We start from the raw sequence: 13,545 nt of genomic DNA on the forward strand, positions 1-13,545 counted from the left end.
TTCAGATTTTTAAGTATTATTAAAGGTAGAGTGATTTGAACAACCAGATAGCCAAAATCGCCGCAACAATTGGAGCTACAACTGGAACCCAAGCATACCACCATTTAGAATCACCTTTGTGTTCACCAAGAACTGATGTTGGCAAGAGGTGGTGAAGAAGACGTGGCATCAAGTCACGGGCTGGGTTAAGAGCTGGACCTGTTGCACCACCAAATGAAATAACCAAAGCTGCAACCAAGAAACCAACACCGATGTGGGCAACCGCAAGTGCCCCATTAGCCATTTGACCTGCGATAGCTTCTTTATCATAGCCAAGTTGTGTGGCTTGTGCAATCAACTTATGACCAAAATAGTTGTTTGTCATAGCAAGCGCACCGAAGAACAAGATAAATGAACCTGCAAACTCGTTGGCAAAACCATTAAGCCAAGCACGTTTGTGATTTTCTGGAGTTTCATCATCATTATCAACAGCAGAGATTGTAGAGAAAGTACCAAGGATGTTGTTAGGATTCTCAGTTTGAAGGTAATAAGGTTGGTGAACCCAAACCACGATAGCTTGACCAACGAAAGCTCCTAGAAGTTGAGCAATCAAGTAACCTGGAACGGCTACCCAAGAGAAGATACCTGCAACCGCAAGACCAATTGTGAAGGCTGGGTTGATGTGGTTACCAGAAACATCACCAAACATAAGTGCTGGCATCATTACCGCAAAACCATAACCAAAACCAATAACAAGCCATCCAGACTTATTACCCTTAGTCCCTTTAAGCTCAACATTGGCAACCGAACCATTACCAAGTGCAACCATCAAAGCTGTCCCAATAAACTCAGTGATGTACTTTATAATCCAATCATGACTGAGCGCTTCTTTTAGAAAATCATTCATTTGTCTCTTTATTTCCTTTCACATTTTACAATAATTTAGACATCTATCATTTTATCAAGTATAATGTCTGATGTAAAGATATTTCTGAAATGTTTACGTATTCTTTTTTGAGGTTTTAAAGTATGAAATTTAATCAGTTTAGTTACATCCCAGTAAGTCCTGAAATGGCTTGTCAGGAACTCCGTTCTTTGGGCTTTGAAGTCTCTTTAAACGCTAGTGCCAAGGATAATTTTGAAGCCTTTGTTCGTAAGTCCTTCCTCTTCTTTGAAGACACCGACTTAGCTTTGAAAAATTGGATTGCTGATGGGGAGACTGACCTCCTAACCTTCTTCCAATCAGACCGTCCTTTGACTGCTGACGTCTTTGGTTTGGTAGCTCTTCAACTGCTAGGATTTGTCCCTAATGTAGACTTTACAGACAGTGCGGCTTTCCTAGAGAAAATGGCCTTCCCAATCACTTTTGATGGTAGTCTTAATAACCTGCATCAATTGTTGGCGACACGCACACAGTCTGGCAATACCTTAATTGATCAGTTGGTAGCCCAAGATTTAATCCCTGTAAGTAATGATTACGTCTTCTTTAATGGTAAGAGCTTGGCTACATTTGACACTAACCAACTTCACCGTGAGGTGGTTTATGTGGAAGCACCAGTAGATACCGACAAAGATGGGCAGCTAGACTTGGTCAAAGTAACTATCTTACGCCCTAATGTGAACTTCCCAGTTCCAGCCATGATGACCGCAAGTCCTTATCAACAAGGGACTAATGAACCTGCTTCAGATAAGCTCACCCACAAGATGGAGGGAGACTTGCTCGTCAAAACAGCTGGTGATATCTCTCTTAGCCACCCTGAAATCAAGGCACCTGAAGCAGACCTTACGCCTATCAATCCTGTCACAAAGGCTCAGGAGCGTTTTGCTCACACAGATACCTACACGCTCAATGATTACATGTTGGCTCGTGGCGTGGCTTCTATCTATGTATCGGGTGTCGGTACCTTCAATTCTGAAGGTTTCATGACCTCCGGAGACTATCAACAGGTTCTGGCCTATAAAGCTGTCATTGACTGGCTCAATGGTCGTGCACGCGCCTTTACTAGCTGCAACAGACAGCATACAATCACTGCAGATTGGGCTTCTGGTAAAGTGACTACTACTGGACTATCATACTTGGGTACCATGTCCAACGCCCTTGCTACAACTGGCGTTGACGGTTTGGAGATGGTAATCGCTGAAGCAGGTATTTCTTCCTGGTACGACTACTATCGTGAAAATGGGCTCCTCGTCAGCCCTGGAGGCTACCCTGGTGAGGATCTCGATACCTTGACTGAATTCACCTATTCTCGTGCCCTATTAGCTGGAGAATACCTACGCCACCAAAAAGATTATGAGACCTACCTTAAGGAGCTAAGCACGGCTATTGACCGTAAGCATGGGGACTATAACCAATTTTGGCATGACCGCAACTATGTCCAATTCGCAGACCGTGTCAAAGCTACTGTAGTCTTTACACACGGTAGCCAGGATTGGAACGTCAAACCGATTAACGTCTATCAAATGTTCAATGCTCTTCCAGACTCTCTTGAAAAACACCTCTTCTTCCACAATGGTGCCCACGTTTACATGAATGCTTGGCAGTCTATTGACTTCCGAGAAAGTATGAATGCCTTGATTTGTCAGAAACTCCTTGGCTTAGATAATGGCTACACACTGCCTACTGTTATCTGGCAAAACAACCAGTCTGAACAGACCTGGGAAGTTCTCGATACCTTTGGGCACTACAATGGTAAACACATTCAGCTTGATGAGACTGAAGCTAGTATCGCTAACCATTATGAAGAGGAAACCTTTGCCAAATACGGTAAAGCATACCAAAGCTTCAAGGATGACCTTTTTGCAGACAAAGCCAACGCCATTACCTTGGACTTTGAACTGGACCAAGACATACAGATTAATGGTCGTGTCCACCTAGAGCTCAAGGTCAAATCTAGCACAAACCGTGGTCTTATTTCGGCTCAGGTTCTGGAAATGGGTGACAAGAAATATTTAGCACCTATTCCCGCACTCAAACGCATGAATTTAGACAACGGCCGTCTCTTCAAGGAGGAAGCCTTACGTGAATTGCCATTCAAGCAGGCCAAATACCGTGTCATTACCAAAGGACACCTTAACCTGCAAAATCGTAAAGACCTTCTTACCATTGAGAATGTTACACCAAATGAATGGATGTCTATCGGTTTGGACTTACAACCAACCATCTACAAACTCAACAAGGGCGACAAACTCCGACTCGTTCTCTATACTACAGACTTCGAGCACACTATTCGTGATAATAGTGACTATGAAGTGACTGTGGACCTAAGCCAAAGTCAAATGACATTGCCTTATTAATCTTTATCGCAAAAAACTCCCATAGGATGATGAGTCCCATGGGAATTTTTCATTGTGTGGAAACAAGCAAGATTTAGGCTTCAATTGTTACGATTCATACAGAATAATCAAGCAAAATCATTTATTATTTAAAATATTTTTTGGCTTGAAGGTAAGCTAGAAAGTCACAGAGGATTAATAAAAGCATTAATAGGGCTAACACTATGCGGTCTGTCATATCACTGAATGTGAGTAATGTGTAAAACTCTACACAAAGCACTAGAAATGAGATGACAAGAAAGACTGTGAAGGACTGCTTTAGTGTTAATAGATGCTCTGAATCTGGACGTTTCTTAAGCATACGGTAGAGCAGTCCATTTACTAAAATAACTACAAAAGCTAACACTCCGACTGTTAGCCAAGTCACTGGCGGGGTCTTGCTTTTGTAGAGAGAAATGCTAGTACTTATAAGGAAAACTGCCAAGGCAGCAGTGACGACCCTAGAAAATCGCAATACCTTCGAACTAATACTTTTTAACTTCATGATAAAACACTTAAGCTATGAATGAATAACCTCAGTCAGTCTTGTAAACTGAATAAGCTATTACATTTAAATCTATTCCTTTCTCTATTTCATACTTGGTTTAACCATTGCTATCACTAGTAAACTCGAGAGCGATTAAATTCTACTGGAGATGTAATACAGTAGCGTCATTAGTACTGATACTTTAAATAAGCGAATATACATATCCTTGTTTTTTCTGTTACAAAGAAAAGCAATCAAATATAATACAATCTCCACTATCATTAGCAAGAATAATTTTACTTCGGGAACATCAAAAATAAGCATTTGCAAGCACCTCACACGTTCAAAGTATTCAAAGGTTACTTTTGAAACTGTGCCCATTTTTTAAAAAAGAGGCTATAAAGAAGCAAAGTTAGCCCCATCAAGTTAATGGTATGGTGGACTGCATCTAAACTTCTAAATAGATTAGCGAGGGCCATTCCGATGAGAATGGTAGCCAGTAAATACGGTTTTGAGTTTTTGAACATACTTTTCTCCTTAAAGTGTTTTTAGCGTTCTGTGCACAAGCTATGAGTTTATTATAGGCTGGAATCCGAAAAAAAGTAGTGACATAAATGTCACTACTCGCATGACCTTATGTACTTGATAATCGTATTTTAGTCATGATTACAAATACCTCTTCTCTTATATCGAAATTTTCAACCATTTTTCACATGCTATTCACAGACCAGCAATTGACAAGGTATCTTAATTTAGATTTCTTTTTAACGGGATTGTTAGTTTTGTGTTTTTCAAGAAATGACATAATAGGCTTATCTAAAAAAACTCATCACAGCCATGAAAATCATCCCTAAAATATAACTTTTCAAATCAAACATAATCCATCACCACCTTCAACGGTTACAAATGACTCAAGGTTGAGTGTCTCAAAAGTGTCAATTGTTTGTGTAGTCATTCTAATAACCTCCAAAATATTATTTTTTAGCTTTTTTATCTCAAGCTATGAATTTTATTATAGCTTGAGATAAAAAAGTAGTGACATGAATGTCACTGCTTGTCTGACCTTATGTCCTCGATAATTGTACACATAAGAAAGAGAAAAAGACATAACCCAATAAGATTTAGGCATTGAAGTCCAAAACTCAGTTTTTCTCCCAAATTATGTACAGCGACAAGGATGAAGCCCATAGACATTATTAGAGACACTAGACGTTTTTTGGTCATGAGTATGGATACCTTTTACCTTTTGAAATATTTTTAACTTGAAAATAAGTAAGAATATCAAATAAAATCAATAAAAGCATTAAAATAAATAATACAATGCTATCCGTAAAGTCCGTTAGTGTTAGTAGTTTGAAAAACTCGACACACAAGACAAACAATGAAACACTAAGGAAAATACCAAATGATTGTTTTAGCGTCAAATAGCTTTTTGTTACTGATTGTTTTTTTGATAACCGGTAAAAATAATGTTGATCACTCCTACAAATATAGTAAGCAAGCCTAATCCAAACAGAACCCATACCGGAGTCTCTTTCTCATAAAGGTAAAAACCTAAATTAATGAGAAGAACAACTATTGCAGCACTACCTAGTCTTAATAACTGTAATGCTACTGCATTATTTTGTAGTTTCATGATTAGTAAATTTTTAATTAATGTGGGAAAGCATAACCAAGACCAGCTCCGACAACTCCACACCCTACAATAGCATAAGATGCAAGCGTAAAGAGTGGAGCACCTGATGCGGCACAGAAATAAATTCCCTCAGCAGCACCACTAGCCCCACTTAGTAAACGTCCCCAATCCACTTTTCCCCCTTCAACACTAGCAAGTGTTGAAGGGGTCAAGAGTGTTACAGCTTTCAATTGTTTGAGTTGCCATGACAAGACCTCCTTAAGTGATTTCTCAATCACATCCTTAGTATAGCACTCGGGGAGTTGTTTGGAAGCTAGCGTCCCAAAAAGTGGCTATATGTCCCGAACGGTAAAAAATATAAAAGACCACTTTAAGATGATAAAGTGATCTTAATAGTCATTATCGAATAAGAACCTTGATTTCAACTTCCTACATAAGAACACAGATAGGAAGATATACCATGGGATAGGCTTCACCACTTCGATATCTAGGTGGCGATACCCTACCGTCTATAAAGGGGTCGTAGCTACCACCAGCTTTATTATTTGTTCTAGGCATAATACAAGATACTCCACCTTGGATGGTTTCAAGATCGTTATATGTTAGTTCTGTAATCATTAGTTAACTCCCCATCTACATAAAAATAAACTATTTGTTCAAAGAAAATAACACTATCTTATAAACAAATTATTAAAAATTGTTATGAAAATACCCGTATATGTTCAAGATGATTTTTTATATTTATTTTTATTGACCTTGTTGAAAAAGATATTACCTAACAAAGCAACAACAAAACCTATAATAAAATATACCATAGATTAGCTCCACCAGCAGGTTGCTCCATAGGCAACAGTACCACCTGCACCACCTAGAACACCACCAGCTAGATAACCAGGAACTGAGCCTACAACTGGTAAAACTACATTACCTCCAAACGCTCCTCCGATAGCTCCTCCGATAGCTCCTTGAACAGTCGCTCCACCTGCGCCTCTCCAACTACATCCACCTCCTTCAACACTAGCAAGTGTTTCAAGGTCGAGGGTGTTAAAGTTTTCAATTGTTTGAGTTGCCATGGCAACTACCTCCTAAAATTTTTATCGTGTGATCTCTCAATCACATCTTTAGTATAGCATTCAAGTGTCTCTATCAGAGCTAGCGTCCCAAAAAGTGGCTATACGTCCCGAGTAGTAAAAAAAAGACTGAATATCATTTTTGATTCAGTCCATATCTTATTGAAAAAGCTTTAACTAATTCTTTCTATACTGCCTATAGACTCCAAATAAAAAGAAAAAGAATCCTATTGATGCTAACAAAAGTTGATAGATATTTCCTGATGACAATAGTACTTTGCTATATAAATATATCATCGCAATAGTCGAAAAAATGATTAGGTATTTCTTCATTTGTATCACCTATCTCAAGGGGGTCACCCTCCTTGTTATTCACATTTGGCATAAGACAAACAGCACCACCTTGAATTACTTCAAGGTCGTTATGAGTTAATTTTATAAACATTGCTTATACTCCTTATTTTGTCAATTACTTACTTCTCTATATTATGGTTGATATACTTGATGCCCCATAAAAATAGTACGAAACCCAATAATGAAAAAAACCTACAAATATAGCGATAACTTTTTGATAATAGAAATCTGTTGTCAAAAAACGAAGGCAACTAAGTGTCAGTAACAAGAAACAAGCTAGGGAAGCTTTTAATTGATTTAACACAGTTGGTTCTTCTCTTCTTGTCATTATTTTTCGAATGAGCAATATATCAACCACAACCACTAAGAGGGCTGCTACGATGTAGACCAATTGGAATACGGATGATAAGTTATGAAGTAATTGACTAAAAAAAGTACCAGTAAGGATATGCTAACTACTTGGGCAATGACAAATAGCACTATATCCCTTTTTGAAACTCTATGTGTCATTGTTGTTCTCCTTCAACACTAGCAAGTGTTTCAAGGTCGAGGGTGTTAAAGTTTTCAATTGTTTGAGTTGCCATGGCAACTACCTCCTAAAATTTTTATCGTGTGATCTCTCAATTACATCTTTAGTATAGCATTCAAGTGTCTCTATCAGAGCTAGCGTCCCAAAAAGTGGCTATATGTCCCGAATGGTAAATTCATACTATAAATATCACATGATATTTTAATCTTATTTTCATCTCATTGTATAACTAAGTCATATTATGATATACTATTACATAATTTATGAATATTTTCAGAAAAGCTACAGCTAGTAAAGATGGAGGAAGCTCCCCTTGGAAATTTATATTTTAGAGGACAATCTCATTCAACAAGGACGACTGGAGATGGTATTGTCTCAAGAGTTAAAAAATACAATAAAGACTTATCTATTGTACACACCTTTGATAAGCCTCAGCAATTTATAGAAGCGATTGATTCAACAACTTCTAACCAGCTCTTTTTTCTTGATATCGAAATTAAGGGAGAAAAATTAAAAGGGCTCGATATTGCTAAAATCATTAGGGAAAAAATCCCTACGCTACTATTATCTTTGTCACTACCCACTCAGAGTTTATGCCACTAGTTTTTGATTACCAAGTATCTGCCCTAGACTATATCGATAAAAGTCTCTCTGAAATAGAATTTAGGAAAAAGATAACCAGAGCTTTAGCTATAACTATGAAACCACTTGGAATAGAGAATGACGAGATTTTTGATTTTCAAACACAACATACAGCTATTCACATCCCTTTAAACCAAGTTATCTATATTGAAACTTCTCCGCAAAAGCATTATGTGATACTCCATGGTACAAACAATCAAATGACCTTTCGTGCAAATCTAAAGGACCTTGAAAAAGCTAGTCCTTCACTCGTATCTTGCCATCGTTCGTATCTCATTAACCCTAACAACATTATAAGAATCAACAAATTAAAACGTGAAGTCGAAATGACTGATGGTAGTATCTGTCCTTTTTCACGTACCAAAGCTAAAATGCTGATGGATACTTTTAAAAGAAGGAACCTTCAATGATTATTTTTTATTTTTGCTTACTGTTGTCTCTGAATGTTTCAATATTTGCCTGTTTCTTTACTTAATAAACAAAAGAGTTTCAATTGGGCATTTTCTTATTATCTTATTTTGTCGCATAGCATATACCAAAATATGTAACAGTCTATCCTGGAAATTCTTATTCTACTTTAACGAAGAAATATTCTATCTTTTATTATCTTTTTTTATATCACGAAAGACCTACTTACAATCAAAGCTTAAAATATTCAATGCTCTTCTCCCCACAACTCTTAATAATATCAGTTTTAGAGTAATCATTTTCTTTATATTTCCTTTGTTTGGAATCAGTGTTGAAACAATAAAAGTTAATTATCTTATAGCTGTCTCATCTTCTTTCCTAACTATTTTACTATCCTTTCTTTTAATAAAATTATTCAAGGAAAGCTTTGGAGTTATACAAAAAGGACGATTAGCCCCTCTCATATCAAAGAGTATTATTATTGCTGATATCATTATGATTGCTTATACATTTACCCAGCAATATCTCGTCTACCTCGAAAACACTACTCATACATCCACTCTGATAATCAGGAAGTTAATTGTGGTTATTTATCTAGTCTTGTTCTTTATCATGCTTATCTTCTTAGATAGAAATATCCGAGCAACAATACAAAGTCAGTTGGACTTTCAAAAAGATATTCAACTATCGCATCTTACGAATTATAACAAACAGATTGAAAACCTCTATCAGTCGGTTCGAAGTTTTCGTCATGATTATGCCAATATTTTAACAACACTCAAACTTGGTATCGATCAAAATGATATGGCTATTGTAAAAGAAGTCTACGACTCAGTTCTAAAAGATTCCGATAAGCATTTAAAATCGAAAACATTTGATTTAACTCGCTTAATAAACATAGAAGATAACACTATCAAAAGCCTACTTGCAGCTAAGTTCCTAGAGGCAGAAGAAAATAACATTGATATCTCCTTAGATATTCCTGAAACTATCAAACTCGAGGGTATGGAGATGGTCGATTTTATTACTGTAATATCTATCTTTCTAGACAATGCGATGGAAGCATCGATTCAGTCTGACATACCAAAAATGCATATTGGCTACTTCAATCATGGTAATAAGCAAATCTTTATTGTCCAAAACTCAACCCAGGAAGAATTTATTCCTATCTCATCACTTTTTGAGAGAGGTGTCTCCAGTAAAGGGGATCATCGCGGTATAGGTTTGGCCAACGTTAGGAATATATTAGACAACTATCAAAATATTTCTTTAAAAACTGAAAGTATGACTTTTGCATTTACACAGGAACTTAATATATCGAAAAAGGCTTGACTAGTTTCAAGCTTTTTCTGTTGCTCCATCTTACTACTTATGAAAGTATCTTCTAGATTACCTACAGAATAATCAAGTGAAATCATTTATTGTTTAAAATAGTTTTTGACTTGCAAGTAAGCTAGAAAATCACAGAGGATTAACAAAAGCATTAATACGGCTAGTACTATGCGGTCTGTGGTATCACTGAATGTTAGTAATGTGTAAAACTCTACACAAAGCACAAGAAATGAGATGACAAGAAAGACAATGAAGGACTGCCGTATTGTTAACGGATTTACTGAATCTGGACGTTTCTTAAGCAAACGGTAGAGCAGTCCATTAACAAAAATGACTACTAAAGCTAGTGCTCCGACTGCTAACCAAATCTCTGGAGAGGTCTTGCTTTTGTAGAGAGAAATACTGGTACTTATAAGGAAAACTGCCAGTACAGCAGTGACGACCCTAGAAAATCGCAATACTCTTGAACTAATATTCTTTAACTTCATGATAAAACAATTAAGCTATGAATAACCTCAGTCAGTCTTGTAAACTGAATAAGCTATTACATTTAACTATATTCCTTTCTGTATTTTTTTATACTGCTGTAAGATCTCAAGAAAGCCCTTAGCAACTAAATTCTACTGGAGACGTAATACAATAGCGTCATTAGCACTGATATTTTAAATAAGCGAATATACATATCTTTGTTCTTTCTATTACAAAGATAAGCAATCAAATATAATACAATTTCCGCTATCATTAGCAAGAATAATTTTACTTCGGGAACATCAAAAATAAGCATTTGCAAGCACCTCACGTTCAAAGGGGCCACAAGTTACTTTTTAAACTGTGCCCATTTTTTAAAAAGCAGACTATAAAGAAGCAAGATTAGCCCCAACAAGTTAATGGTATGGTGGACTGCATCCAAACTTCTAAATAGATTAGCAAGGCCCATTCCGATGAGAATGGTAGCCAGTAAATACGGTTTTGAGCTTTTGAACATACTTTTCTCCTTAAAGTGTTTTTAGCTATCTGTGCACAAGCTATGAATTTTATTATAGATTGGAAGCCGATAAAAAAGTAGTGACATAAATGTCACTACTTGTCTGATTTTATATCCTTGATAATCGTACACATAAGAAAGAGAAAAAGACATAACCCAATAAGATTTAGGCATTGAAGTCCAAAACTCAGTTTTTCTCCCAAGTTATGTAAGGCAACAAGGATGAAGCCCATAGACATCATTAGAGACACTAGACGTTTTTTAGTCATAAGTACAAATACCTCTTCTTTTATATCGAAGTTTTCAACCACTATTCACAAGCTATTCACAGACTAGCAATTGACAAGGTATCTCAATTAAGATTTCTTTTTAATGGAATTGGTAGATTTGTGTTTTTCAAGCAATGACATAATAGGCTTATCCAAAAAGTCATCAAGGCCATGCAAACCATCCCTAAAATATAACTTTTCAAATCAAACATAATCCATCACCACCAGCATGTTGCTCCATAACCAACACCCCCTACGATAGCACCTCCAGCTGCTCCTGCGACAGCACCTTGCCAAGTACGTGTTTTGATACCTAATCGTAAACCATTACCAACTCCTGTAGCTACTCCTTGTTTAGCAAAACCTCCCCAGCTACATCCACCACCTTCAACGTTTGCAAGTGACTCGAGATCGAGTGTTTCAAAATTGTTCATTGTTTGTGTTGTCATTCTAACAACCTCCTAAAATATTATTTTTAGCTTTTTCTCTCAAGCTATGGTTTTATTATAAGTTGTAGGCCAAGAAAAAAGTAGTGACATAAATGTCACTACTCGATTTTGATTTTTAAGAAACCTTTTCGAATATAGAAGCTATGGTCTAGATTAGCTTACGCCCCTTCCATTGCGCCTGCTTGTAGGCTGTACATCTTGTGGTAGGTGCCGCCGAGGGCTAAGAGCTCCTCGTGGCTACCGTGTTCGATGATGCGGCCCTTGTCTAAGACATAGATGCAGTTGGCATCTTGGATAGTCGATAGGCGGTGGGCAATGGCAATGGTTGTACGTCCTTGACGCATTTTTGCTAGAGAGTTTTGAACAATAGCCTCTGTCTCCGAATCAATATTGGCTGTCGCTTCATCCAAAATCAAGATTTTAGGCTGGCTAGCAACGGTCCTAGCAAAGGCTAGAAGCTGACGTTGACCGGTTGAGAAACTTGAACCTCGTTCGGAAACTGGAGCATCATAGCCTTCTGGAAGTTTGTCAATAAAGTGGTTGGCATCCACAAACTCAGCAGCGGCTTTGATCTCTTCATCAGTTAAATCTTGATACATGGCAATATTGGACTTGATTGTACCATGATAGAGAAAGGGTTCCTGAAGGACAAGACCAATGTTCTTACGCAGCTCTGCTTGACTATAATCACGAATATCCACACCGTCAAGAAGAACTCGTCCTGATTGGAACTCATAAAAACGCATGAAGACGTTGATAATAGAGGATTTTCCGGAACCTGTAGAACCGACAAAGGCGATGGTCTCACCTTTATTGACAGAGAAGGATATGTCATCTAAAATCTGGTGTTTACCATCATAGGAAAAGGAGACATTTTCAAAGCGAATATTCCCCTCGGTAACCTTGGCATCTGTGTCTCTCTGTTCAGGCTCATAGGTACGCTCGTCAATCAAGGCAAAGACCCGACCTGCTGAGACCATAGAGGTTTGTAAGGTTGAAAAATTCTGCGTCACTTCAATCAAGGGATCAAAGAGGCGGTTAATGTACTGGATAAAGGCATACATGGTCCCCGCTGTGATGCCCAGATAGATACCTCGGTAGCCAAAATAGGCCATGAGAACAGCATAGCCCAGAAGCTTCAATAAACTCATGGCTGGGCGTAGAAAGAGAGAATCCAGTGACATGGACCGGCTGGCGTAAATCAAGTGTTCCTCATTAATGGCATCAAACTCTTTTTTGAGGCGTTTCTCTTGGTTAAAGGCCTGAATGATGCGAATCCCTTCGATACTCTCTGACAATTTGGCATTTATATCTGAAAGCAAGGCTCTGGTCTTTTCAATAATAACCACTGATTTTTTGCGGTAGAGGTTAACCAAAAGAACAATCAAAGGAAGAAAGAGAACAATCAGACCTGTCAGACGAATGTCCAAAATCATCATGGTATAAAGGGTGGTCACAAAGATAAAGATAGCCGAAATAAAGCTAGACAGAATCCCTGAGAACATCTCGCTAATAGTCTCTGTATCATTGGTCAAGCGGGAAACAATAGAGCCTGCTGGAGTTTTGTCAAAGTAGGACATCCCCAGTTTTTCCATATTGGCAAAGGCATCTCGGCGAATATCCCTGACAATACTGTAGGACACGCGCGCAAAAAAGAGATTTCCCAAATACTGGACTAGCGTCTGCAAGAGATAAAGACCATAGTAACCAATCAGAATCAAGCTTGCCGCCTGATTCATATCATGAAGATAGTGATCAATAAAATAAGAAGCCACTAGAGGAATGATACTCTTGATAATCGTTGTGGACAAGAGGAAGGTCAAAGCTAGAAAGGTCAAGAATTTGTAAGGCTTGAGATAAGTCAAGAGACGCTTAAACACAGACCATTGGTTTTGATTAGGCATCGACTTCTCCTCCTTCCATTTCTAACTGTTGAGACTCATAGGTCTTGGCATACCAACCACCCTGGGATAGCAAGTCCTCATGACGGCCACGTTCAATGATGCGACCTTCCTGCATGACTAAGATAAGATCAGCGTGCACCACCGCACTGAGACGATGGGCGGTAATGATAGTCGTCTTGTCCTTGC

15 protein-coding genes and 2 pseudogenes are annotated in these 13,545 nt (G+C 37.8%); 4 read left to right on the forward strand and 13 right to left on the reverse strand.

The window, feature by feature from the left end; translation table 11 throughout:
• Positions 1-19: 19 nt before the first annotated feature.
• Positions 20-886 carry an aquaglyceroporin Gla gene (gene gla / locus HSISS2_RS08885; RefSeq protein WP_021146412.1) on the reverse strand — a complete coding sequence of 289 codons (867 nt, stop codon included), beginning with the start codon at positions 884-886 and terminating at the stop codon, positions 20-22.
• A gap of 122 nt (positions 887-1,008) precedes the next feature.
• Between gla and HSISS2_RS08890 the strand changes: the two genes are divergently transcribed.
• Positions 1,009-3,276 carry a Xaa-Pro dipeptidyl-peptidase gene (locus HSISS2_RS08890; RefSeq protein WP_021146413.1) on the forward strand — a complete coding sequence of 756 codons (2,268 nt, stop codon included), beginning with the start codon at positions 1,009-1,011 and terminating at the stop codon, positions 3,274-3,276.
• Between the two features lie 864 nt (positions 3,277-4,140).
• Here the strand turns inward: HSISS2_RS08890 and HSISS2_RS11390 are convergent.
• The 7 genes and pseudogenes from HSISS2_RS11390 to HSISS2_RS11105 form a co-directional block, all read right to left on the reverse strand.
• Entirely contained in the window at positions 4,141-4,308 is a 168-nt protein-coding gene (locus tag HSISS2_RS11390; RefSeq protein ID WP_021146414.1) for a hypothetical protein, read from the reverse strand.
• A gap of 908 nt (positions 4,309-5,216) precedes the next feature.
• Positions 5,217-5,417 (reverse strand): hypothetical protein, encoded by a 201-nt coding sequence (locus HSISS2_RS08905; protein ID WP_042767120.1) that lies wholly within the window; start codon positions 5,415-5,417, stop codon positions 5,217-5,219.
• Positions 5,418-5,434: 17 nt separating this feature from the next.
• On the reverse strand, positions 5,435-5,668 hold the full coding sequence (locus HSISS2_RS08910; protein ID WP_240472022.1) for a peptide-methionine (R)-S-oxide reductase: 234 nt from the start codon (positions 5,666-5,668) through the stop codon (positions 5,435-5,437).
• Positions 5,669-5,846: 178 nt separating this feature from the next.
• Positions 5,847-5,975, reverse strand: coding sequence for a hypothetical protein (locus HSISS2_RS12130; protein WP_258380624.1), 129 nt, complete (start codon positions 5,973-5,975; stop codon positions 5,847-5,849).
• 260 nt (positions 5,976-6,235) lie between these two features.
• A complete protein-coding gene (locus HSISS2_RS08920; protein ID WP_002951792.1) occupies positions 6,236-6,490 on the reverse strand; it encodes a Blp family class II bacteriocin in 255 nt (84 codons plus the stop codon).
• Positions 6,491-6,767: 277 nt separating this feature from the next.
• A complete protein-coding gene (locus HSISS2_RS11095; RefSeq protein ID WP_134981449.1) occupies positions 6,768-6,932 on the reverse strand; it encodes a bacteriocin transporter in 165 nt (54 codons plus the stop codon).
• Positions 6,933-7,359: 427 nt separating this feature from the next.
• A pseudogene (locus HSISS2_RS11105) lies at positions 7,360-7,425 on the reverse strand (ComC/BlpC family leader-containing pheromone/bacteriocin); the annotation flags it as partial.
• A gap of 242 nt (positions 7,426-7,667) precedes the next feature.
• On the opposite strand from HSISS2_RS11105, the gene HSISS2_RS12010 reads away from it, so the two are divergent.
• From HSISS2_RS12010 to HSISS2_RS12020, 3 genes are all read left to right on the forward strand, one after another.
• Positions 7,668-7,973 (forward strand): hypothetical protein, encoded by a 306-nt coding sequence (locus tag HSISS2_RS12010; protein ID WP_240472024.1) that lies wholly within the window; start codon positions 7,668-7,670, stop codon positions 7,971-7,973.
• Positions 7,964-8,422, forward strand: coding sequence for a LytTR family transcriptional regulator DNA-binding domain-containing protein (locus HSISS2_RS12015; RefSeq protein WP_240472026.1), 459 nt, complete (start codon positions 7,964-7,966; stop codon positions 8,420-8,422). The genes HSISS2_RS12010 and HSISS2_RS12015 overlap by 10 nt, the downstream gene beginning before the upstream one ends.
• A gap of 580 nt (positions 8,423-9,002) precedes the next feature.
• The gene (locus HSISS2_RS12020; RefSeq protein WP_013991120.1) at positions 9,003-9,752 is read left to right on the forward strand and encodes a sensor histidine kinase; all 750 of its coding nucleotides are present in this window, start codon (positions 9,003-9,005) and stop codon (positions 9,750-9,752) included.
• Positions 9,753-9,838: 86 nt separating this feature from the next.
• Here HSISS2_RS12020 and HSISS2_RS12240 read toward each other — a convergent pair whose 3' ends face one another.
• From HSISS2_RS12240 to HSISS2_RS08960, 5 genes and pseudogenes are all read right to left on the reverse strand, one after another.
• Positions 9,839-10,240: a hypothetical protein gene (locus HSISS2_RS12240; protein WP_134981453.1), complete on the reverse strand. Its 402-nt coding sequence runs from the start codon at positions 10,238-10,240 to the stop codon at positions 9,839-9,841.
• A gap of 329 nt (positions 10,241-10,569) precedes the next feature.
• Positions 10,570-10,737, reverse strand: coding sequence for a hypothetical protein (locus HSISS2_RS11395; protein WP_021146418.1), 168 nt, complete (start codon positions 10,735-10,737; stop codon positions 10,570-10,572).
• A 487-nt stretch (positions 10,738-11,224) separates the two neighbouring features.
• Positions 11,225-11,455: a bacteriocin class II family protein gene (locus tag HSISS2_RS08950; protein WP_021146419.1), complete on the reverse strand. Its 231-nt coding sequence runs from the start codon at positions 11,453-11,455 to the stop codon at positions 11,225-11,227.
• Positions 11,456-11,613: 158 nt separating this feature from the next.
• On the reverse strand, positions 11,614-13,359 hold the full coding sequence (locus HSISS2_RS08955) for an ABC transporter ATP-binding protein (RefSeq protein WP_021146420.1): 1,746 nt from the start codon (positions 13,357-13,359) through the stop codon (positions 11,614-11,616).
• Positions 13,352-13,545 (reverse strand): annotated as a pseudogene (locus HSISS2_RS08960) (multidrug ABC transporter permease/ATP-binding protein); the annotation flags it as partial. The gene HSISS2_RS08955 and the pseudogene HSISS2_RS08960, both read right to left, overlap by 8 nt.

This window comes from Streptococcus sp. HSISS2, assembly GCF_000448665.1.
Taxonomy (GTDB): domain Bacteria; phylum Bacillota; class Bacilli; order Lactobacillales; family Streptococcaceae; genus Streptococcus; species Streptococcus raffinosi.